This window comes from Actinoalloteichus sp. GBA129-24 (assembly GCF_001941645.1).
Lineage (GTDB): Bacteria > Actinomycetota > Actinomycetes > Mycobacteriales > Pseudonocardiaceae > Actinoalloteichus_A > Actinoalloteichus_A fjordicus.
Genome location: NZ_CP016077.1, coordinates 4,749,676 through 4,772,713 on the forward strand (window position 1 = coordinate 4,749,676; position 23,038 = coordinate 4,772,713).

Annotated in this window: 14 protein-coding genes; 7 read left to right on the top strand and 7 right to left on the bottom strand. The window is 71.2% G+C overall.

The window, feature by feature from the left end; genetic code table 11:
- Positions 1 to 20 precede the first annotated feature (20 nt).
- From UA75_RS20360 to UA75_RS20375, 4 genes are all read right to left on the bottom strand, one after another.
- Positions 21 to 860 carry a class II fructose-bisphosphate aldolase gene (locus UA75_RS20360; RefSeq protein ID WP_075741614.1) on the bottom strand — a complete coding sequence of 280 codons (840 nt, stop codon included), beginning with the start codon at positions 858 to 860 and terminating at the stop codon, positions 21 to 23.
- Positions 838 to 1,773, bottom strand: coding sequence for a 1-phosphofructokinase family hexose kinase (locus UA75_RS20365; RefSeq protein WP_075741615.1), 936 nt, complete (start codon positions 1,771 to 1,773; stop codon positions 838 to 840). Before UA75_RS20365 ends, UA75_RS20360 begins: the two co-directional genes overlap by 23 nt.
- The gene (locus tag UA75_RS33220) at positions 1,770 to 2,039 is read right to left on the bottom strand and encodes a hypothetical protein (protein WP_157434319.1); all 270 of its coding nucleotides are present in this window, start codon (positions 2,037 to 2,039) and stop codon (positions 1,770 to 1,772) included. The genes UA75_RS20365 and UA75_RS33220 overlap by 4 nt, the downstream gene beginning before the upstream one ends.
- Positions 2,040 to 2,234: 195 nt before the next feature.
- On the bottom strand, positions 2,235 to 3,113 hold the full coding sequence (locus UA75_RS20375) for an SIS domain-containing protein (protein ID WP_075741617.1): 879 nt from the start codon (positions 3,111 to 3,113) through the stop codon (positions 2,235 to 2,237).
- Positions 3,114 to 4,429: 1,316 nt separating this feature from the next.
- Here UA75_RS20375 and UA75_RS20390 point away from each other — a divergent pair.
- Together UA75_RS20390 and UA75_RS20395 are read left to right on the top strand one after the other, a co-directional pair.
- Positions 4,430 to 5,824 carry a sugar porter family MFS transporter gene (locus UA75_RS20390; protein ID WP_075741620.1) on the top strand — a complete coding sequence of 465 codons (1,395 nt, stop codon included), beginning with the start codon at positions 4,430 to 4,432 and terminating at the stop codon, positions 5,822 to 5,824.
- A complete protein-coding gene (locus tag UA75_RS20395) occupies positions 5,811 to 7,763 on the top strand; it encodes a family 20 glycosylhydrolase (protein ID WP_198042791.1) in 1,953 nt (650 codons plus the stop codon). The genes UA75_RS20390 and UA75_RS20395 overlap by 14 nt, the downstream gene beginning before the upstream one ends.
- 362 nt (positions 7,764 to 8,125) lie before the next feature.
- On the opposite strand, the gene UA75_RS20400 is transcribed toward UA75_RS20395, so the two are convergent.
- Together UA75_RS20400 and UA75_RS20405 are read right to left on the bottom strand one after the other, a co-directional pair.
- Positions 8,126 to 9,340: an aminoglycoside phosphotransferase family protein gene (locus UA75_RS20400; protein WP_075741621.1), complete on the bottom strand. Its 1,215-nt coding sequence runs from the start codon at positions 9,338 to 9,340 to the stop codon at positions 8,126 to 8,128.
- 78 nt (positions 9,341 to 9,418) lie between these two features.
- A complete protein-coding gene (locus tag UA75_RS20405; protein ID WP_075741622.1) occupies positions 9,419 to 10,138 on the bottom strand; it encodes a TetR/AcrR family transcriptional regulator in 720 nt (239 codons plus the stop codon).
- Between the two features lie 103 nt (positions 10,139 to 10,241).
- Here UA75_RS20405 and UA75_RS34945 point away from each other — a divergent pair, with 103 nt between their 5' ends.
- The 4 genes from UA75_RS34945 (at position 10,242) to UA75_RS20425 (ending at position 18,296) form a co-directional block, all read left to right on the top strand.
- Positions 10,242 to 10,370 carry a hypothetical protein gene (locus tag UA75_RS34945; protein ID WP_257787479.1) on the top strand — a complete coding sequence of 43 codons (129 nt, stop codon included), beginning with the start codon at positions 10,242 to 10,244 and terminating at the stop codon, positions 10,368 to 10,370.
- Between the two features lies 1 nt (position 10,371).
- On the top strand, positions 10,372 to 11,124 hold the full coding sequence (locus UA75_RS20410; RefSeq protein ID WP_075741623.1) for a siderophore-interacting protein: 753 nt from the start codon (positions 10,372 to 10,374) through the stop codon (positions 11,122 to 11,124).
- A 795-nt stretch (positions 11,125 to 11,919) separates the two neighbouring features.
- Positions 11,920 to 14,316 carry a hypothetical protein gene (locus UA75_RS20415; protein WP_075741624.1) on the top strand — a complete coding sequence of 799 codons (2,397 nt, stop codon included), beginning with the start codon at positions 11,920 to 11,922 and terminating at the stop codon, positions 14,314 to 14,316.
- A 599-nt stretch (positions 14,317 to 14,915) separates the two neighbouring features.
- Positions 14,916 to 18,296, top strand: a complete 3,381-nt coding sequence (locus UA75_RS20425; RefSeq protein ID WP_075741626.1) for a DUF4132 domain-containing protein — start codon at positions 14,916 to 14,918, stop codon at positions 18,294 to 18,296.
- Positions 18,297 to 18,361: 65 nt separating this feature from the next.
- On the opposite strand, the gene UA75_RS20430 is transcribed toward UA75_RS20425, so the two are convergent.
- Complete coding sequence (locus UA75_RS20430) at positions 18,362 to 19,180, bottom strand: hypothetical protein (RefSeq protein WP_157434320.1); 819 nt, start codon at positions 19,178 to 19,180, stop codon at positions 18,362 to 18,364.
- A 206-nt stretch (positions 19,181 to 19,386) separates the two neighbouring features.
- Between UA75_RS20430 and UA75_RS20435 the strand changes: the two genes are divergently transcribed.
- Positions 19,387 to 22,938, top strand: coding sequence for a DUF4132 domain-containing protein (locus UA75_RS20435; RefSeq protein WP_075741628.1), 3,552 nt, complete (start codon positions 19,387 to 19,389; stop codon positions 22,936 to 22,938).
- Positions 22,939 to 23,038: the final 100 nt, after the last annotated feature.

Below are 23,038 nucleotides of genomic sequence, written 5' to 3' on the forward strand. Positions count from 1 at the left end.
CCCGGCTGCCGACCGCCCCGTCACACCCGGATCGAGAGCAGCCCCAGCAGCCGGGAGACCTCGGCGGCCACGCGCTCCCGACCGGCGCCGAGGTACCTGCGCGGGTCGATCGCCTCGGGCCGCTCGGCAAGGTACCCGCGAACCCCCTCGGTGAAGACCCGGTTCAACTGCGTCGCGATATTGATCTTCGTCATGCCGTGGCGGACGGCCTCGGTGAGGTGCTCGTCGGACACCCCGGACGAGCCGTGCAGCACCAGCGGCACGCCGACCCGCGCCCGCAGCGCGGTGATCAGGTCGAAGTCCAGCCGCGCATCACGGGTGGTCATCGCGTGGGAGGTGCCGACGGCCACGGCGAGACAGTCGACGCCCGTCTCGGCCACGAACGTCTTGGCCTCCTCGGGGTCGGTGCGCACCCCGGGAGCGTGCACGCCGTCCTTCCCACCCACCTCGCCCAGTTCGGCCTCCACCCACACCCGGTTCGAATGGCAGTGCTCGACCACCGCTCGGGTGGCCCGCACGTTGTCGGCGTAGTCCAGCGTCGAGGCGTCGAACATCACCGAGGTGAACCCGAGCGCGACGGCCTCCCGCACCAGCTCGGCGGACTCGGCGTGATCCAGGTGCACCGCCACCGGAACGCGGGCCGCGCGGGCGGCGGCGACCAGCGCGCTGCCGATCGGACCGAGGGCCCCGTGATAGCGGACCGCGTTGTGGCTCACCTGGAGGATGACGGGGGTCCGCACCGCCTCCGCACCCGCGATGATCGCGCTCACGTGCTCGAGCGCGACGGCGTTGAACGCCCCGCAGCCGGTGCCCTCGCCTGCGGCCGGGATGACGATGTCACACGTCGACACGAGCGGCATGGATCTCCTCCACGATGACGGCGCCGTGCTCGCGCCGATGGTGATCGAGGTCGACGTCACCGGCGTAGGCGCCCAGCACCGAGGCCGAGGACACCGAGACGGCACTGCGCAGCACTTCCGGCCAGGGACTTCTGGCGGCCAGTTCCAGGGCGGCCCCCGCGACGGCCGCGTCCCCGGCTCCGGTGGTGTTGCCTCGCAGCCTGCGCGGGACGCCTGCCCGCCACGCCGCGCCGTCAGTCACCGCGAGCATCCCCTCGGCGCCCAGGGACACGAACACCGTGCGGGCGCCCAGCGCCCGCATCGCCAGCGCGCCGGTCAGCGGGTCGGCCGTTCCGGTGACGGCCCGCAACTCCTCCGCATTCGGCTTGACCAGCGCAGGACCAGCCGCGATGCCTGCCAGCAGGGCCGCACCGGAGGTGTCCAGCACGGCAGGCACCCCGGCGCGCCGGGCGAGGTCGATCAGCTCGGCGTAGCCGTCCGCCGGGACGCCGGGCGGCAGGCTGCCCGCGCAGACCAGCACCGAGGACCGGCTCACCCGCCGCCGCACCGCCGAGACCACCGCATCCCACTCGCAGGCGGAGACGACGGGTCCCGGTTCGTTCACCAGGGTCACCGTGCCGTCGGCGGCGGACAGGATCGTCACGGTGCGGCGGGTCGGTCCCGCGATCGTCGACAGTTCATGGGGCAGCCCGGCGGCGGCCAGATCGGCGCCGACGAGTCTGCCGTCGGCGCCGCCGCAGGGGGCCAGCGCCAACGTCGGCGCGCCGAGGGCGTGCAGGACCCGGGCCACGTTGATGCCCTTGCCGCCCGCGCGGCGGTGTACGGACGAGACGCGTGACATCGCGCCGGGAATCAGCGCGGGCACGGTGTAGGTGACGTCGAGGGCCGGGTTCGCGGTGACGACCAGGATCACGGCAGACCTCCAGTGGAGGGGTTCGCGGCGGCCGACGCCACGCCGACGGCCGGGTGGGCCTGCGCCGTCGCGACTGCGGTCCGCCCCGAGGGGCCGGGCAGGAGAAGCGCCGATCGATCCGATTCGGACGGCGCGCGGCGAGCCGGTGCGCGTTCGGCCACGGCACTCGTCAGCACGGCCGCGTGCACCGCGACCGAGCCGGTGCGCCCGGACTCCAGCAAGCCGTGTTTCGCCGGGCTCTCCTGCCCCGGCGCGGAGCGGACCACGTCGGATCTCGTCCGATCCCGCAGGAGGCCGCTCGGTCGCCGCAACCTCGCCCTCGTCGAACCGAGCCTCATCGGACCGGACTCGACCGGACGGTGTCCGAGCGCGACACCCGGCCGAACCTGACCCGCCGCAGGCCCCTGCCTCGCCGGTCCCACGACGTCCGATCCCTCCGTGCGCGGCGTCATCGCGGGTCGCTAGGCCAGCACGACGGATCGACTGAGGTGACGCGGGGCGTCCGGGTTCAGCCCGCGATCGGCGGCCAGCGCGCTCGCCAGCCGATGCACCCGCACCAGATCGGCCATCGGATCAAGGTCGTCGTCCACCACGACCGCCCCGGTCCGGCGCACCTCCTCGACCAGGCCTGCGGGCGCGGAGCCGAACACCCAGGTCACGCGGCCGGGCTCGGCGATGCTGATCGGCCCATGCCGGTACTCCAGCGCCGGATAGGACTCGGACCAGCACACCGCGGACTCGCGCAGCTTCAGGGCGGCCTCGGAGGCGATGCCCACGGTCCAGCCGGTGCCGAGGAAGGTGAACTGGCCTGCCGCGCGGACCTCGTCGGGCACCGGGGCCGCGAGCGCACGTTCGGCCTCGGCGGCGACCGGCGTCAGATCATGGCCGAGATGAGCCCGCAGCAGGGCCAGGGCCGATGTCGCGAACCGGGTCTGCACGACGGACAGCTCGTCGCAGAAGGACAGATCCACCACGGCGTCGGCGGTGTCCCGGATCGCGGCGGGCACCCCGGTGACGACGACGCTGGGCGTGTCGACGAGCTGCGTCAACAGCCGGTGGATCTCGGTGGTGGTGCCGGAGCGAGTGATCGCCAGCACCCGGTCGTAGCGACGGCGCGTCGGGAACTCGGAGGCGGCGAACGCATCGGTATGGCCGAGCCCCTCCGCCTCCCGCAGCGCCGCGTAGGCCTGCGCGATGAACCAGGACGTGCCGCAGCCGACGACCGCGACCGTGCTGCCGTGCTCCGGCAGCCGATCGGCGAAGGCGGGCACGAGTTCCGCCGCCTGTCGCCAGTGCTCGGGCTGACTCGCGATCTCCGCATCCATCATCGACGGCGACATGCGCGACTCCCCATCTCCCGCGTGGTGTTGACGTCCGCAGCGTGATCACGCGACGTGACCACCAGACCATCTGGCGAGTGATCCTGATCGATACTAGTCATTCTCGATCAGTTCTGCGCAATACCGATCACATCGGATGATCGACCGGCGAGCCGCCGCGAGGTCCCGTCGCAGGCCGCCGCCACGTCTCGATGCGACGCCGAGACGGGCAGGAGACCGGCCGAACACGGGCGCCTCGACAGCAGGCAGCAAGGATGTCCACCCGAACAGCCGAATGCGGTCGATACCCACCGACCAGTCGGACGAATCGATCCAGGTCCACAAGAGCAGCAGGTAGATCCGTCTGCGGTGGCCGGACCGGCGATCGGCTGCGGCGTCGCCCGCTCGACGTGCCCGACGGAACCGTCCACACGGGAGACCGAGGCGGACCGACCAGAAGGACCGCCTGCCGCTGCCTCGATCAGCCGAGCGCCGTGGTGCCTCCGGCCGAACAGGACCCGGAATCCGCCGAACACCGGGGAACATCCACGAGCCGCACTGATCATTCATGCGCATAACTCGCGTTGACAGCGCATGATTGATCACTTAACGTCAAGTGACGATCAAAGTACTCCGCGGTGGGCAGGAGTGTTGATGACTCAGTCGTTCGTCCCGGCGCGGATCAATGGTCGGTCTGTCGAGGACAGGCGACATTCCGGACGATGGTCGGCAGCCGACAGCCCGGCCGTGATCAGTCCGCACTCGACATCCCGTCCTCGGGCGCGGCGGACGGCTGCCCGGCCGAACTCGGTCGCCCCATTCGACGAGCGGTCCACGACCCTCTCGACCGGCGCGACGCCGATGGGGCGAGGCACCGAGCAGGCAGGCGTCGCCGCCGGGACGGGACGACCGGGCGGGCCGTCGGCCGAAGCCGGTTTCGCGGACGCCGCTCTCCCCACCCCCCGCAGGACACCTCGGCCCCGTCCTGCCGTCGGCGCGAACGACGGATGCGGACCCGGCGATGGCTGAGCCGTCGACCCCCGGCCCGTCGATTCCCCGCCCGCCGATCCCCCGCCCATCGATTCCCAGCCCGCGACGACCCACCGGCTCGAAGGCCGATCCGAGGGTTCGAGGCAGGTCCCCGCATCGACGCCGAGGAACGGACCTCCCAGGTCCACCGCGTTCCTCCCGCGTCCGGCCTCGGCGCACGCCGTGGCGGGCCGAGTTCCGGCCCTGAACGTCGACGAAGATCCCCTGACGTCCCGATTCGTCCACGGGCATCCGCGCCCAGCCTGCCTGGCAGTGCGAGACGCGGCACACGATGAGGAGAGAGTGCCATGTCTCCATCCCCTGCACCCCCGAGAACCTCGGCCGTCGGCCGCAAGATCGCCATCGCCGCCGCCGCGATCGGAGTGATCTACGGCTACGACATCGGCAACATCGCGGGCGCGCTGCTGTTCATCGGTGACGAGATGGACCTGTCCACCGCGGAGCTGAGCAGCATCACCACGGTGCTGGTCGCCGGGAACATCGTCGGCGCGCTGGTCGCGGGCAAGCTGGCAGGCGCCATCGGCCGGCAGAAGTCGATGGTGCTCGTCGCGATCGGCTACGCGGTGTTCGCGGCGGCGTCCGGCCTGGTGTCCGACGTGGTCAGTCTCGACATCGTGCGGTTCTTCCTCGGCGTCACCATCGGACTCTCCCTGGTGGTGGCCCCGGTGTTCGTCGCCGAGTCGGCGCCCGCCGCCATCCGAGGCGCGCTGGTGGTCTGCTACCAGGTGGCCACGGTCACCGGCATCCTGCTCGGCTATCTGGTCGACTGGTCACTGGCGGGCTCGGGGAACTGGCGGCTGATGCTCGCGATGTCGGCGCTGCCCTCGGTGCTGGTGCTGCTGTTGCTGATTCGACTGCCCGACACCGCGCGCTGGTACCTGATGAAGGGACGCCGCGAGGAGGCCAGGGCCACGCTCGCCCTCACCGATCCCACGGTCGACGTCGACCGGGAGCTGGCCGAGATCGACGCCGACATCGCCTCGCAGCGGGGCGGCGTGATCCGGGAGATGTTCCGCAAACCGTATTCGACGGCCACCGCGTTCGTGCTCATCCTGGGCTTCCTGGTGCAGATCACCGGCATCAATGCGATCACCTACTACAGCCCGATGATCTTCCAAGACATGGGCTTCACCGGCTACGGCGCGCTGCTCGGACTGCCCTCGGTGGTGCAACTGGCCGCGTTGATCGCCACGATCGGCGCGGTGTTCGCCGTCGACCGGATGGGTAGACGGCCGATCCTGCTCGGCGGCATCGGCGCGATGGTGGCCTCCTGCGTGCTGATGATGATCGTCTTCGCCTCGGGGTCGTTGTCCGAGGACGGCTCGCTGTGGGGCTTCCTCGGCATCCTCATCTTCACCGCGGCCTTCAACTTCGGCTTCGGCTCGCTGGTCTGGGTCTATGCCTCGGAGAGCTTCCCCGCCCGGCTGCGAGCACAGGGCGCCTCGCTCATGCTCAGCGCCGACCTCGTCGCCAACATGATCGTGGCGCAGTTCTTCCTGCCGGTGATGGACGGCATCGGCGGTACGGGGACCTTCGGCATCTTCCTGGCCCTGTCCGCCTTCGCCTTCGTGTTCGTGTTCCGCCTCGCCCCCGAGACCAAGGGGAGGCCGCTGGAGAGCATCCGGCACTACTGGGAGAACGGCGCGCAATGGACGAAGAAGGAGCCCCATGGACATGCATAGATCGATAGCTGTCGTGCTGGTGGCGAGCCTGCTGCCGCTCGGGCTCGACGGCCGGACGGCCTCGGCGGACGGCGGATCTGCCCAGGACGCGGTGAATCCCGCGCCGCTCACCGTCCCGGCGATTCAGCAGTGGGCTGGCAATCGAGGCAGGCTGCATCTCACCGAAGGCTCCTCGATCGTGATCGAGAGCCCCGAGCTGCGCGCCCTCGGCGACCAGCTGGCCGAGGAGCTGGCCGACGACGGACTCCCCTCGATGGAGGTGACCGACGGTCCGGCGACGGCAGGAGACATCGCGCTGCACGTGGAGCCGGGCTGGGGCATCCAGGAGGACTCCTATCGGATGGAGATCAGCGACCGGGTCTGGATCTCCGCAGGCCACGAGCGAGGCGTCTTCTACGGGACGCGCACGCTGCTCCAGGCATTGCGCAGCTCGGCGGAGTTCGGCACGCTCCCTCGGGGGCGGGCGCTGGACTGGCCGCTCATCAGCGGTCAGCGCGGCCAGATGCTCGACATCCGCAAGTTCTTCTCGCTGTCCTATCTGAAACAGCAGATCCGACAGATGGCCTGGTACAAGCTGAACACCTTCCATCTGCACCTGACCGACTGGAACTCCTTCCGCATCGAGAGCAAGCGGTTCCCCGGTCTGGCATCGCCGCAGTCCTACAGTCAGGCCGAACTCCGCGAGTTGCAGGACTACGCGGCGCGATACCACGTCACGATCATCCCGGAGATCGACATGCCGGGGCACGCCTCGCACATCGGCTCCTACCGGCCCGACGTCGCCTTCGCCTGCCGCTCGATGTCCTATCCCGCGAACATGCCGTGGGAGGGCTCCGGCACCGGGAACTGGACGATGGACGTCACCAAGCCAGAGACCATCGAATTCGCCACCGAACTGCTGGAAGAGATGATTCCGCTGTTCGACGCGCCGATCTTCCACATCGGCGGCGACGAGATCCCCGACGTGTCCGACCAGGAACAGTGTCCCGAGCTGGTGGCCTACCAGCACGAGCAGGGTTACGCCTACACCACGGACGTGTTCGTCGAGTTCATCGACACCCTGAACGAGGTGATCCGCGCGCACGGCAAGACCACCGAGGTGTGGCAGTGGTGGGACTTCAACCGCGAGACCAGCATCTCGCCCTCGCGGGACGTCATCGTCGACGAATGGCTCAACGCCCCCGACGGCCGCGTGGCACAGGGCTATCCCACGGTCGGCACCGAGGAGGCCGACCTGTACGTCAGCCCGGGCTTCGGCACCCGACCCGGCCAGTACGCCTACTTCGATCCCCGCGAGGTCTACCACTACGAGTTCAAGAACGACCCCGGATTCCTGGGCTACAAGGTCTCCCGCTGGGCCGACCGCGCCCACGAGCACACCGAGAGCTGGTTCGACTTCTACGCGCGGCGGCCGCTGGCGACCCTGGGCGACCGGACCTGGGGTGCCCCCGGTGACAACGTCGTGGCGTTCCTGGACCGGTACGACCAGGTCGGCGACTCCGATCCCGGGGCGATCGGGTTCGGCGAGAACACCGGAATGCACAGCCACGTCGGCTGGCGGGCGGTGCAGGGCCGCAACAGCGGACAGCGAGCCGTCGACGGCGACCCGTACACCGGATGGGAGGCGTTCCCCGAGAGCGAGCCGCTGTTGGAGATCGACCTCGGCCGGGAACTCGACGTGGCGGGCATCCGCTATCTCCCGCCGCCGGAGGGCGAGGGCAACCCGGTGCGGGACTATCGGGTGCTGGCCTCGGACGACGGCACGAACTGGGAGCCGGTGGCCAGGGGACGCTTCGACGACACGGCGGTGGAGACCGTGGTGCGCTTCGATCCCGTCGTGACGCGGCATCTCGGCCTGGAGATCCTCAGCGGGCACGGTCCGGTGCCCTCGGCGAAGTCGGCGGTCAACGAACTCGACGTGCTCCGGGTCCGGCCGTAGCCCCGACGTAGGCGGCTCGACGCGCGCGGGACACTCGGGCGCCCCGAGGGGACGGGGACTTCGGTCTCCTCGGGGCGTCGGTCTGCCTGCGGGGGTGTGGTGCGGCGGGCGGGGCCGCTCGGGTGCGGGGCGGGCGTTCTCGCCGGGATCGGGCCGGCTGGATCGGCGTCGACTGGACGGGTCGGCTGGATCGGCGTCGAGGTCTGCTGGGCCAGGCTCTTCGGGGTAGCAGGCGCGGTGGGGTCGCGCGGCAGTCTGTCCCGCCGCGGGCTGCTCCTCGGCGGCATCGGCCCATCGGGACGGGACGGGACCGGCCGCCGGCATCGCCGGGCACTGGCCACCGGCCCGGCCCGGCAACGGGATCAGGCCGGGTCGTGCGTCTCGGCGAGCCACCGCGTCCACGTCGGGATCTCGGTGAGCGAGGTGTGCAGGTCGGCGAGGAGTTCCAGGGCGTGCTCGTGGGCGGCGGCGCGCTCGGGCGGCGTGACCGGGCGGTGGCCGAGCGCACGGAAGAGCATCCACGCCGCACCGCCGAGCTGGGTGCGGAGCAGTCCGGCGAAGGCCTCGGCCGTCGGCGCGATCCGCCGCCCGCCAGCTGCGGTGTACGACCGCAGCACTCGGCTGAAGACATCGACGTTCCCGGCGGCGGCCGATCTCATGGCGGCCGATCCGGCGAGATGCGAGCCCGCCGAGTCCGACCCGGTGGAGTCCAGCCCAGTGGAATCCAGCCCGGCGGAATCCAGCCCGATGGCGGAGCCGCCGGAGTCCGGCCCCGCCGAAGGCAGGAGAGCCGGGCCCGCGCCTGCGGCGGCGCGCCTGAAGGCCGAGGCGGCCCGGACCGCCTCCCATTCGGCGACGTCCAGGCCCGCGCCGTCCCAGTCGACCAGGATCGGGGTGCCCGAGGTCCGCAGGACGTTGTCGGGTTTGAGGTCGCGGTGGGTGAGAACCGGGGTCGGTCCGTCGCCCACCCGCACCAGTGCGGCAGCCACGATCTCCGTGGCCCGCGCGACATCGGGCAGGTGTACCCGGACCGAGTCGACGAAGTCCGGCGCGGTGTCCCCAGCCGCATCGTCAAGCCAGTCACGCCACTCGTCGACCGAGTGGACCGCGTCCGAGGGTGCCTCGGCGGGGCGGACGTCGAGCGGCAGCGAGTGCAGGGCCGCCAGGGTCCGCCCCACCCACTCCGCCAGTTCGGGCGTGATGTCGGCGGCGGTGAGGGCGCTGCCCGCACACCACTCGTGCACGAGGAAGCTGACGGACCCGCCCTCGATCGGCAGGTCCGCGAGCAGCGGCGCGGCGGGACTTCGGGGCGGCACCGGACGCGGCATCGAGATGCCCTGCCGGAACGCAGCCTGCTCGATCTCGGCCGCGATCCGATGATCATTCAGCCACCACGACTCCCGCGAGCGGTTCAGCTGTTTGACGATCCATTCGCCGTCGGACGTCGAGAGCCGCCACGACCGATGCGACCGACCACCGTGGACCGGTGTCCATTTCGTCGAGCACCGTACCCAGGTCGAAGGCCTCCGCGACGGCGCGGGCGGTGTGCGAGGCATCAGCCATCCGTTGAATCCCATCCGCGCTGCCGAAGGCCGTTCACCCGCGAGGCACGCGGGGTCCCTTCGCCTGAGCACGAGGTCATCGCAGGCAGGGAACTAAGCGGTCGGCGGACCGGAGTAGTCCAGCGCGAACATGGCGGACAGGTCGCGCAGGCATTCCTCGAAGACGGGCTCCAGGTCGGAGTAGGCGAAGTCCAACTGGTGCAGGACCTCCATACACAGCAGGCCGTACAGCCTGACCCAGGCGGCCAGGAAGACATGGACGGCAGCAGGCGGTAGCCGTCCGTCGATGGCGGCGGAATACGTGGTCAGCTGCGCTCGCAATGACTCGGGCAGGCAGGCAGGCTCCGGCACCGGAAACGGTCGGGTCTGCCACAACTCGACGGTCAGGTCCAGCAGGACCTGTTCGAAACGGACCGCCGCCTGATGACGTTCCGAGTCCTGCTGCCTGTTCGGCGGCGCGATCGGGCTGGCGAAGATCCAGCCGAACTCGGCGGGATGAGCGACTGCCCAGGCGCGCATGGCACGGCAGGCGGCCAGCAGCCGATCGCCGACCGGCGCGTCGGCCTCGCCTGCCTGCTCCATCGAAGCGGCCAGCTCACGAAAGAAGCCCGCCGTCACCGCCCCGACCAGGGCGTCATGACTGGCGTAGTAGTGGTACAGCGCCGGGCCGCTCATGCCGATCTCCCGAGCCACCGCGTTGATGGTCACCGCCGCCGATCCCTGCGTGACCAGCAGGTTTCGCACCGCCGCGTGGATCTCCTCCAGGGTGGACTGACGCAGCCTCTCCCGCCTGCTCGGGACCCGTGCAGCCATCGTCAGCTCCTCACTCGGTTCTCGACTTGGACACCGTTGACATCCTAGACCAACTATGATTACTTAATAGCTCTAAGTAAACCGAGAGGCAATAGGAGTTAGCATGAGGTCTCGCTGGTGGATCTTCTTCGCGGCAGCGCTGCCCGTCACGGCCGTCTGGTGGGGGCTGTCCAGGTCCGCTCACGTGCAGCGCGGAATGCGCTCGCCGGACGGCGAACAAGGGCAGGCCTGACATGCCGTCCACGACACGCAATCCGCTCGCCCGGATCTTCGGCAGGTACGCGATGGACGCGGAGATCACGCTTGTCGAACCGGTCACGCCGACGATGCGACGGATCAGACTGGCGACGGACGAGCCCATCGCCTTCCCCTACACCCCCGGCCAGCACATCCGAATCCAGCTGAGGGACCCCCTGTCGGTGTCGGGCATCCTGCGCCCCGCCGAGACACTGCGTACTTACACGATCTGGGAACTCCGTCCCGATCGACGAACTCTCGACGTGTACGTCCATCTGTATGCGGGCGACGGCATCGGACTGACGTGGGCACGCGAGGCGCGTGTAGGCGACGCGGTGACCTTCTGGTGGCCGCAGGGCGACTTCTTCACCCGCGAGGCTCCCTATCAGGTGTTCATCGGCGAGGAGACCGCCTGCGCCGCCTTCGCACCGATGATCCGGGCCTTGGCCCCCGCCACCGAGGTGTACGGGGTCCTGGAGAGCGAAAGCCCCGAACACGACGTCCCCGTGCCGGGAGACCACGCCCTGCGCCGCGTTCACCGCCGTGGCGCTCCTGCCGTCTCCTCACAGGTTCTGCTGGCGGCGGTGGCCGAACTCGATCTGCCGGGCACCACCGGGGCGGTCTACCTGGCAGGCGAGGCGAAGACCTGTCAGCTGGTGCGGAACCTCCTCGTCCGCGAGCGCGGCTGGCCGAGGACCGCCATCAAGGTCAAGCCCTTCTGGGCGCCGGGGAAGCGAGGGCTGCATTGAGCAGGTCCGCCACGGTCACACAGCAGACTGGACGGCGACGGTGATCATCGTGGGCCGGCACCGGCAGGCTCACCGCCACGTTCCGGCAGCGCGGCAGGCAGACGAGTTCTCGACGGGCTTCCGAGTTCACCGAAGTGGGCGCGGGAGTGGTGATCCAGCCGAGCCGCTGCGCGCCGGACGCCTCGACGACCCGCCACGCACCCACGGGCAGACCGATCGCTCCCGGGCATCCGGCATCAGCGCGGACGCTGATTGACGTGTCCCCCCACGTCGACGGCCCGGAGTTCCGGTTCGGCCACGGGCCATGCGCCGCGGCACATCGGGCAGAGCCAGGGTTGATTTTGTTCGACACTGAAGCAACAGTGGACTCCGTTCCGAGAGTGAAGGTCGGCCGTCTCGCCCACGGTCGGTTCACGACATCGTGATCAGCAGACGACGGATCCGGCGAACTCGGCGTCCCGCGCTGTGCCGGACGGCGAGGAGCCGTCGCCCGGCCTGCGACCGCAGGAGTCTGCGCCTGGCGCGGGCGAGCGGCCGGGCGTCGGAGGGGCAGCCTTCACCCGGTCGCACTCGGCATCCATGCCGACAGCGTGACGATCTGGGCGGACGGTCGACCGGCGCCGGTCTGGTGTCGGCTCGACCCGTTAACCTGCCGGGCACATTGATCGACGAGCCGGGGATCATGAACGCCCTCCCGCCGGTCGGCCCGCCCGAGCGAGAACGGGCGCCGGTCGACCGCCTCGGCCGCCCCGCGGCAGCGCCGGGCCCTCCCCGCCCGACAGCCGAGGAGTCGCCATGGCCGACACGACGCCACCCCGACGAACCGACGAGGACGAGTTCGTCATCCCCCGTAGCTGGTATTCGATCCCCCGTGGCTGGCAACCGCCGATCACTCCTCGCCGGGGCGGCGAGCCGCGTGCCGTCACGGTCGACGCCGACGCGTCGGCCGACCTCAGCCTGCGCATCACGAGGGCGGGGAGGCTCCTGGATGTGGCGCTGAGCGAGCCGGGAAGCCCCGGCGAACTCGTCGAAGCAGCCCGCGCGACGCTCGCGGGACGGGCCACGCCGCTGGGCGCTGCGGTCGTGGCCGCTGTGGTGACCAGGTTCAGCATCCACGGAACACGGGGCGCCTACGCCGAGATCGCCGATGCCTGGACCCAGGAACACGGGATCGTCTTCGCCGCCGAGGCCGCCTGTCTGCTGGCCCGCATCGCCGTCAGCGACGAGGGTGTGCCGCTCCGGCTCCGCACGGCCTCCTCGGAGCCTGCCGAAGTGGAGGCAGCCGTGGACGACGCGCGGTCGGTCCTGCCTGTCCTGGTGCGGATGCGTGCACTGCTGGCCGGTGCCGAGGACGGGGACTATGCGAAGGTCGTCGAGACGCTGTCCGTGCTCCGGCAGGAGGAGGCGGCCCGCGTCCTCGTCTCCTTTCTCGTGCCGACCCTGCTCGACTGGGTCGACGCAGACTGCGCGGCGAGCGCGACCTCGTGGTGGCCGCTGCTGATTCGCGCGGTCTCGACCAAGGAGCAGCTCACCACGCTGGCAGCCCGCGTCGACCCCGCCATGCTGTTGAGTGACAGGAGCAGCCTCTTCACCGTCGTCTCCGCCGTCGGGCCTGCCGCGGCCTCGGTGATCGCGGCGGCATTCGACAGCGGCCGCCGACTGGACCAGCCCGACCGACAGCGGCTCGTCGACACGCTGGCGCTCCTGCCCTCCGACGAGGCATTCGATCTGATCTTCGCGCGCGGAGACCAGCGCCGGACGCACCCTGCGCTGTCCGCGATGATGCGGCGGTTCCCGGCACGCGCGGTGCGGCGTCTCGCCGCTGCGGCGACGGGCGAGTCGACGAGGGCGGGCGACGCCACGAGGCTCCTCCGACGACATGTCGTGACGGCGCGGTCCGTCGTCGAGTCGGTGCTGCCGGAACTGCCTGCCGCCGGCCGTGCTCTGGTCGAGTCCGTCATCGCGGCCGTCGCGGCGGCGGAAGCCGCCCGTCCGGCGGCCGCGCCGGACTCTGCGCTGCCCGATCTGCTCATTGATCCGCCGTGGCGCCGACAGCGCGACGCCGTGGCACCGGTGGTGCAGGTGAGCCTGACATCTCCTGCGCCCGCCGTCTCCTGGGCCGACGGCGAGCAGCAGGAGTGGGCGGCCACACCCCTGCCTGCGGACGAGCGACGGTGGCCGCCCGACACCGACTGGGCTCGCGAGATCGAGACGCTACGGGCCGGGAGACTCGACCGCAGCGAGGTGGCAGCCTTCTTCGTCCAGGCGCCACGGGAACAGGTGGCGCCGCTCCTGCCGCGCTGGGACTTTCGGTGGCGGATACGAATCGGCACGCTGCGTCTGCTCGCCGCCGCATACGGCCCGGCCGCCACCACGCATGTCGTCCACCACGCCCGAGGGCGGCCGGACTTCGACTCCGGTCTGCTCCTCCTGCCCTTCGTCAGCGGGCAGGCGGCCGAGCTGGTGGCGGCCTGGCTGTCCCGCACCGAGATGCGCCCCCATGCCCTGACCTGGCTTGATCGGCACGGAGCGGCCGCCGTCCTCGCGCTGGTGCCCGCCGCACTCGGCCCGGCAGGCACCCCACGCCGCCAAGCCGAGCAGGCGTTGCGCATCGCCGCCGCCGGACGGATCGAGGAGTCCGTCACGATGGTCGAGGCCGAGTTCGGCGCGCAGGCGGCCTCGGCGGTGCGCACGCTCATGGAGATCAGCCCCCTAGACGACCTGCCCGACTGGCTGCCTGCTCTCCCCGGCTGGCTGCACCTGCCGTTGCTGCCCCCGATCCTGCTGCGCGGGCGGGCCGATGCCCTCCCCGCGTCGGCGGTCGAGCACGTGCTGACCATGCTGGCGATGTCGCACTTCGGCTGGATCTATCCCGGTGTGGAGGAGATCCGCCGAACCTGCGATCCCGTCTCGCTCGCCGAGTTCGGCTGGGCGGTCTTCCTGGAGTGGCAGCGCACTACGCAGCCAGGGGAGGGGAGCTGGGTGCTCCCCGCGCTGGGTGCGATCGGCGATGACGAGACGGTGCGGCAGCTCGCGCCGCTGATCCGCGAGTGGCCCGGCGACGGCTGGCACCTCAGGGCGGTGGACGGCGTGAACGTGCTGGCGGGCATCGGCACCGACCTGGCGCTGCTGCACCTGCACTCGCTGTCGCAACGGCTGCTGTTCGCGAAGCCACGCGGCGGAACGGACTGACGAGCGTGGACAGCGTGCGGGCGCCAGGACGGAGCAGCGATCAGCGCCCGGTGCTCGGCCGATCACGCACTGGCTGCGCACCCCGGCAACGGGTTCGGCCCCGGCCACGGCTCTCGCTGCCACCGTCGGCGTCAACGGGGCGCTCGTCGGCGTTCGTCCCCGCCGGACAGACTGCCCGACACGTCACCGCGTGAGTCCGGTGCTCACGACGGATCCGTCGCCTCGGCCTGCCGCGCCCGAGCAGCCGCTCCGGCTCGACTCGATCGAGCCCGTCGCCCACGCCCGGACGCATGGCCGCGATGACGGAGACTCGACCGTCACCGGTTCGTGTCACAGCACTCTTCTAACCTTCACGACGACTCACCGGCTTCGGCGACCACCGACATGCCCCGTATGACGGCGAATGCCCCCAAGAGTCTGTCGTTGGTCCCGCTGGAGTCGTGAGCGGGGATCGGCGTGGCTGAGCTGCCAGGCGACAGGAGCGAGCCATGACTCCCGTCATGGCGACCGACGACGACGCCGCAGATCGCCGCGCCTGCCCCGCGCAGCTCCGACAGCAGGGACCGAAGACGGGCTCCGTAGACCACTAAGGAGCGGCAATGCCCGAGACGGCTCTCGCGCAGCCGGACGACGACACGTTCGTCGTACCCGATTCCTGGCACGCGTCGATCGATCCGCGTCGCGGCGCCGTGCATCGTGCCGCCGAGGTCGATCCGCGCAGTGCCGAGCAGGCCCGCGGGCTGATCGAACGAGCGAGCAGCAAACTGGCGACCACGCTCGACGATCCGAGAAGCCCTGCCGACCTCGTTGCGGCGGCCCGCGCGGCGCTGGCGGGAGAGCCGACCCCGTTGGGCGTCGCCACCGTCGCGGCCGTGGTGAGCAAGCCCGAGACCTACATTCTGGGCACCACCGCCGACGCCGCGTTCGCCGATGCCTGGACCCACGAGCACGGCATCGTCTTCGCCGCCGAGGCGGCGTGCCTGCTGGCCTGCATCGTGGTCGGGGGCGGCGGTCCGCGGCGGGAACCCCTCTACCTCAAGGGGATCTCCTTCTCGATGACGGCGGAGGAGGCGGAGCACAGCGTGTGGCGGAGCGTGTCATCCGCCCTACCCGTCCTGGCGCGGGTGCGCGCGTTACTCGCCAGTGCCGATGAGCGGGACTACGAGACGGCGACCGAGACGCTGTCCACACTGCGCCGCGACTTCCCCGGCCGCGACACCACCGCCTATCTTCTGCCGACCCGAACCGACTGGGTCGACGAGGCCTGCGCGGCGACCACCCGGTCGGAATGGAAGCTGCTGATCCGATCGGTCTCCACCGAGCAGCAGCTGACCACGCTGGCCGCCCGCTACGCCCCGGCCATGCTGCTGAGAGACGAGGTCGACCTCACGACCGTCGTCGCCACGGTCGGGTCAACGGCGACCCCGGTGCTCGCGGCAGCCCTGGCGAGTGACAGCAGGCAGACCGAGAAGGAACGGGAGCGCCTCGTCGAGGCGGTGGCACTCCTGCCCACGGATCAGGCCTTCGATCTGGTGGCGCTGCTGGGCGAGCGGCACAAGCCGCATCCCCGGCTGCGCCCGATGATCCGCCGAGCGCCTGCCCGCGCGCTGCGCAGGCTCGCTGCGATGGCGACGACGAGCGAGTCGCCGAAGGCGGACATCGCCGAAGAGCTGCTGCGACGACATGTCGTGACGACGGGGTCCGTCGTCGACGCGATGCTCCCCGAGCTGCCCGCCGCGAGCCGCGCCCTTGTCGAGTCCATCCTCGCGACGACCGCGCCCCGACCGGCGGTCGCACCCGACTCGGCGCTGCCCACCCTGCTCGTCGACCCCCCGTGGCACCGACGACGCACCACCGATGCACCGGTGGTGCTGAAGAATCTGACACCGCCCGACCCCGTCGTGTCCTGGGCCGACGGCGAGCAGCAGGCGTGGGCGGCGACCCCGTTGCCGCCAGGAGAACGACGCTGGGACCCCGACACCGACTGGCCCCACGAGGTCAGGCAGCTGCGGACCGGGCGACTCCGTTCCGATCAGGAGGCGGCCTTCTTCGTTCAGGCGCCCCTGGAACTGGCGGCCCCGCTGCTGCCGCGCTGGCACTTCTCCAGACGGCTGCCAATCGACATGGTGCGGCTGCTCGCGGCCAGATTCGGGCAGGCCGCCGTCGGGCACGTCGTCGACGAGATGCGTGGGCGCTCGGAGTTCGACTCGACGCTGCTGCTGCCCTTCGTCGACGTGCGAGTCGCCGAAGTGGTGGCAGGCTGGCTGCCGCCCCGCACCTCGATGCGCGCGTTCGCCCTGACCTGGCTGGACCGGCACGGCCTGGACGCCGTTCGTGCCCTGGTTCCCGCCGCTTTCGGCAAGGCGGGGACGAGACACTCCCATGCGCAGGAGGCGCTGCGGGTCGCCGCCGCAGCACGGATCGAGGAGGCCGTCTCGGCGGTCGAGGCCGAGTTCGGCGGGCGGGCGGCCTCGGCGGTACGCGGGCTGCTGGAGACCAGTCCGCTGGACGAACTGCCCGACCGGCTGCCCGTGCTCCCCGACTGGCTGGAGCCCGCGCTGCTGCCTCCGATCCTGTTGCGCGGGCAGGCAGGCGCACTGCCGACCTCGGCGGTCGAGCATGTGGTGACCATGCTGGCGCTGTCCCCGCCGGGCAGGCCGTACGCAGGCGTCGAGGTGGTCCGGCAGGCCTGTGATCCGGAGTCGCTCGCGGAGTTCGGCTGGCAGCTCTTCCGGGAGTGGCGACGAGACGGGATGCAGGCGGCGGACGGCTGGGTGCTCACCGCACTCGGCGGGATCGGGACCGACGAGACGGTGCGGCGGCTCACCCCGCTGATCCGGGTGTGGCCCGGCGAGTCGCTCCATCACCGGGCGGTGGACGGCCTGGATGTGTTGGCGGGCATCGGCACCGACCTGGCACTGACGCACCTGCACGCCCTCGCGCAGAAGGTGAAGTTCAAGGGGCTGCGTGCCAAGGCGGAGCTGAAGATCGCCGAGGTCGCGGCGGCACGTGGGCTCGGCATCGAGCAGCTCGCCGATCGGCTCGTCCCCGACTGCGGGCTGTCCGCCGACGGCAGCCTGGTCCTCGACTACGGCCCCCGGCGGTTCACCGTCGGCTTCGACGAGTCGCTCACCCCGTTCGTCCTCGACGAGAGCGGGAAGCGGCGCAAGTCCTTGCCCAAGCCCGGTGCCCGCGACGATGCCGAGCTTGCCCCCGCCGCGTACGCCCGGTTCGCGGCGATGAAGAAGGACGTCCGGACCCTGGCCGTGGACCAGCTCCGCAGGCTGGAGCGCGCGATGGTCGCGGGGCGGCGGTGGAGCACGGCAGAGTTCCACAACCACCTGCTGACCCACCCGCTGGTCTGGCACCTGGTGCGCAGGCTGCTGTGGCTGATCGAAGAGGGCGGAGCGGTCACCGGATTCTTCCGCGTCGCGGAGGACCGGAGCCTGGCCGACGTCGACGACGAGGCGGTCCTCCTGCCGGCGGGCGCGACCGTCGGCGTCGCCCATCCGCTGCACCTGGCCACGACCGAGGCCTGGGCCGAGGTGTTCGCCGACTACGAGATCACCCAGCCGTTCCCGCAGCTGGGCAGGCCGGTGCATCGGCTGACCGAGGCGGAACGGTCGGCTCGGGAGCTGAGTCGATTCCAGCGGGGGCGTGCCGTGCCGCCCGCCACGATCCTCGGCATGGCCTCGCGCGGCTGGGAGCGCGCCGAGCCGCAGGGCAACGGGGAGATGCCCTGGATCTCGCGACCGGTGCCGGGCGGCAGGCGGGTGGTGATCGAACTCGAACCGGGGCTCTCCGCCGGAGACCCGGGCGCGATGGGCGATCAGACCCTCGAACGGATCTGTTTGACCGAGGGCTCGCCCCAGCACTGGTTCCACGGTCGGGAGGGCAGCCTGCCGTTCGGGGAACTCGACCCGATCACGGCCTCCGAGCTGGTCACGGAGTTGACGGGCCTCACCGAGGTGCCCGAGTAAAGGGAGCGGGTCGGCCTGACGGGGGCCTCGATCAGCCTGATGTCGGCATCGTCCGCGTCCGGCGGTCAGGCCGCCGGGGGCGGGCGCACCGGGTGTGCGTCGCGGATCGCGCCGTCGGAGTCCACCGTGACCGCCACTCGACGGCGCGTCTGCTCGAAGTCGACCTCGAGAACCAGCCTGCCCGGGGCGCCGTCGCCCGGCCGAGGCGCGACCATCCCGAAACCTGCGGCACCGAAACCGTCCACATCGGACCTATCGGCGTCGGGATCGGCGACGGTATCTCCTACGTCGAGCGCGCGGAAGACCAGGTCGACGATCCGATCGGCACCGACACCTGCCTGCTCGAACTCACGGATCTGGTCGGCGTCGAAGCCGTTCCCCGAGCGGGATTCACCGTCCCTGGTCCGCAGCCAGACGATTCTCCCGTTGCGCAGTCGAGTCATCCGGAGCACGCGCTCGGGGTCGATCGGCGTGCCGTTGCGACGCACCTCCGCGATCCAGCCGGGATATCTGGTCTCCGGATCGATCGTCGTCCCGGCAGGCACGGCGGGCGGGGACGGTGCGGGCTCCGTGGACAGGCCCGCGACGGCGGCGGCCGACACACCCGCCTCGCCGATGCCGTGGCCCGCGACGACCTGGCAGTAACCGTCGATCAGCTCCCGCACCTGATCTAACAGCAGGTGGGCGGCTCGGAGGTCGTCTCTGGCCGCGTCGGCGTGCTGCGCGACCTGCTCGACCTGAGGTTGTGTGGAGCCGATGGTGGCGGAGCCGAACAGCGTGGCACCCGCGACGATCGCGGCATCGGCCTCGGTCGTCGCCTGGAGGGCCTCGGTCAATCGGGCGTGCGCCCGCCGAAGCTGCTCGACGACATCGGCGACCCCCAAGTCAGCACTCCTCACTGCTCGCGCTGCCCCCATGGTGCCGTAGACCCCCTGGTCCACGCCGGCCTTCCGGCCGGTTCGGCACCGTAATCGTGTGATCTCGTTCGTCTCGGCGTGACCATCTCAGCCCGCGACAGCCCGGTGATGAACCCGAATCGGACGTCACCCGTCTGGGTTAACGTCTCGACATCGTTGACCAAGGAGGACCCGTGAGCACCGCTGAGACGCCCACACGAGACGACGAGGCCTTCCTCGTCCCCGAGGAATGGGCGACGCGGATCGACCCGCGTCGAGACGGCAGACTTCGGCCGTCGGTGGCACTGGATCGGGGCGCACGGGCGAAGGTCAAGCGGCTGCTCACGAAGGCGGAGAACGCCCTGACCACGACACTCGACGCGGCGGGGCAGGGTGACGCCGAGCTGGTGGCGGCGGCCGTCGGGCAGCGGGCGGGCGAGCCGACCCCGCTGGGCGCGGCGGCCGTGCTGGCGATCGTCGCGACCACTGTGGAGTACAAACGCATCGCGAGTCTGACCGCGTTCGCCGACGTCTGGACGAAGGATCACGGGGCCGCCTTCGCCGCCGAGGCGGTCGTTGAACTCGCAGGCATCCGGGTGGCATCACGTGACCAAGGTCGCGGTTCCTCGTCGTCGTGGGACCTCCGCCGCCGCTGTGCTGACTTCGCGCTCGCGGCTGCCTGGCGGGGCGAGCCAGTGGCACGCCGGGTGCGGGCGCTGCTGTCCGCGGCCTCCGACGCCGACTACGCGGCGGCTCGAGACGCACTGGCGACACAGCTCGGAACGAAGTCCGACGCAGCCCTCGCCGGGGAGTGTTCCGACGCCGCCGCGCCTGCGGAGGTTCGGCCGGCGGACTGGATGCGAAGCCTGGTCGCGGCCTATCTGCTTCCGAGCGAGGTGGATCGCGTCACGGCACTGTGCGCCGCACCGTGGATCGCGGTGGCGCTGCCCACGCAGTGCGGGCTGGTGCTGCGCTCGGTGAGCACGGCGGAGCAGCTCGCGGCGCTGCCGCTGACGGACCCGGGGGAAGTGAGCGTCCTGCCGATCAGTGCCGAGGACCTCACCACGCTGGCGGAGCAGCTCGGGCCGGGCGTGGTGCCCCTGGCGACGACGCTGTTGGACGTCCCGGACAGCACGGGTCCCGACGAGCACGCCCTCCTCGACCTCCTCGCCGGGCTGCCCGGCGACGCGGCGTTCGACGCGGTGGCCGCCCGGCTCGGCCGCAGGCACGCCTACGCGGCCGCGCTGGCCGCGACGCGCCGAGACCCCGAACGGACCTGGCGGCGGCTGCCCGTGATCGCCGCAGGCGGCCCGATCGTCATCGACGGCGAGGAACACGACCCGGCGGCAGGCGCGGCCCGCCTGCTGTGGGATCTCGCACCGGCCGAGCACACCTCGGCCGAGGACACGGCGACGGGCTCGGCGGACCCGTCCCTCCACGAGGCTCGCCGCGCCGCGCTCACCGCCGTGCCTCGGCCTGCGGACCATCGACCGTCTGCCACCGACGCCGAACTGCCCGCTCTCCTCGCCGAGCCGCCGTGGCGTCCGGGGGGAACGGCCGTCGAGCCTGCCTGGCTGCCAGTCCATGCGCCTGCCGATCGCGGCCCGATCTGGCGGCCGGGCGAACGCGAGGAATGGGCCGCGACGGAGACGGGGCCCTCCCCGCTGGGGCCGGACCCGGACTGGGAGGCCCTCATCACGTCCTTCCGCAGCTATAAGCTCGAGCCCGGCTCGGCCGTCGCGCTGTTCACGGAAGGTCCGATCGAGTTACTGAGCCCACAATTGCGGTGGTTCCGCCCCCAACCGGCCGGGGTCGACCCGGGGTGGCTGCGGCGACTGGCAGCCCGACACGGGGGCCTCGTGGCCACAGCAGTGCACAGAGGGGCCGAAGCCGCACCGCACACCCACTCGCCCGCCCTGCTGCCGTATGTCGATGTCCGCACGGTGGGTCATTTCACGAAGATCGCGGCGAGTGGTCCTGCGCTGGCCGAGGCCTACCTGGATCGGCACGGCACGGTTCTCGTCCCGTTCCTGACGTACCTGGTGACCACCCAGTGGCACTCGGAAGGGCATCCAGCTCGACCTACCGCCATCGAGTGGCTGCGCCGCCTCGCCGCGCGCACGTCGACGGCCGAGGTCGTGACCCAGGCGCAGGCGTGCGGTGATCAGGCGGCGGCGGCGATCGGCGAGCTGCTGGCCCTGCACCCCCACGACGTGCTTCCCCGTCCCGTGCCGGTGATCGGCGGCTGGGTGGACGCCGCGCTGCTACCCCAGATTCTACTGCGCGGCGGAGACCACGCCCTGCCTGTCGATCTCGTTCCCGCGCTGCTCGCCTGTGTCGGTTCCGCCGGTCTCCGCCGGGAGTACGCGGGCCTGAAGGTGATCGAGGAGACCTGCGATCCGGCCTCGCTGACGCGGTTCACTCTCGCGTTGTTCCAGGACTGGCTCCCGTCCCGCCGATCGTCCGACTCCGGCTGGGTGTTCGCCATGCTCCGGTACTTCGGCGACGACGAGGCGGCGCGGATGCTCGCCCGCAGGCTCCCGCACTGGGCGAGCTACGGCGAGCCCACCCTGGCCGAGGGCGGATTGAGCGTGCTGTTCCGAATGGGAAGTGACACCGCGTTGCGGCTGGTCCGAGAGATCGCAGAAGCACCGAAGCCCGCCTCGCTCAAGAGGTCGGCCGGGTTCACGTTGTCGGCGGCGGCACGCGATCGAGGTCTGGACACCGAACAGCTCGCCGATCGGCTGGTGCCGGACCTCGGGCTCTCCGAGCAGGGCACCCTGGAGCTGGACTACGGCTCCCGCCGGTTCCTGGTCGGCTTCGACGAGGCGCTCACGCCGTTCGTCACCAACGCCGACGGCACCGCTCGCAAGTCCCTGCCCACACCGGGCGTGCAGGACGATGCCGAGCTGGCGGCCGCCGCCCGGCGGCGGTTCACCGAGCTGAAGAAGTCGGTGCGCAAGATCGCCGCCGAGCAGGTGCGACGGCTGGAGTCGGCGATGATCGGCGGGCGCCGGTGGCGACGGTCGGACTTCGAGGCGCTGATACGGCATCCGGTGCTCGTGCACCTGGTCCGCAGGCTGGTGTGGCTCGTCGAGCGAGACGGCCGGGTGGTGGCGACCGTACGGGTCGCCGAGGATCGCACGCTGGCCGACGTCCACGACGACGTCGTGGCGATCACGGCGACGCCCGCCGAAGCCGACGGCGTCGCGTCCGTCGGGACTGACTCCGACGGCGAACCGAGCCTGATCGCCGTGCCCGCCGACGTATGCTTCGCGATCGCCCATCCCCTGCACCTCGGTGCGGCGGCTGCCGACTGGGCCGCCGTCTTCGCCGACTACGAGATCACGCAGTCGTTCCAGCAGCTCGGCAGGCCGGTGTACGAGCTGGCCGAGGAGGAGCGGGCGGGCTGGGACCTGTCGCGGTTCGAGGGCAGGCAGGTGCCGACCGGCCGAGTGCGGGCCTTGGAGCGGCGCGGTTGGACCTTGGAGAAGCCCGAGGCGGGGACTCGCGGCTCTCGAACGATCATCTCCTCGACGATCGGTCGGGTCGGCGTGAGTCTCCGGCTCGATCCGGGCTTCCCCATGTTCGACACCCCGGAGCCGGTGCAGGAGCTCAGCAGAGTCTTCGCCTGGGCAGGATCCGGACTGGGCACGGCGGGGAAGCCGACCCTGGGCGATCTCGACCCGATCGAGGCCTCGGAGCTGCTGGGTGCGCTCACCGACCTGACCGCAGTCGCAGGCTGACCTCGGCGGCGCCGCGCCGGCCGCAGCGGTCCACCGCCGATCGGCGGCTGCGGCCGGCAGGCAAGGTCACTCACCGCCGATTCGCCCGACCACATCGACC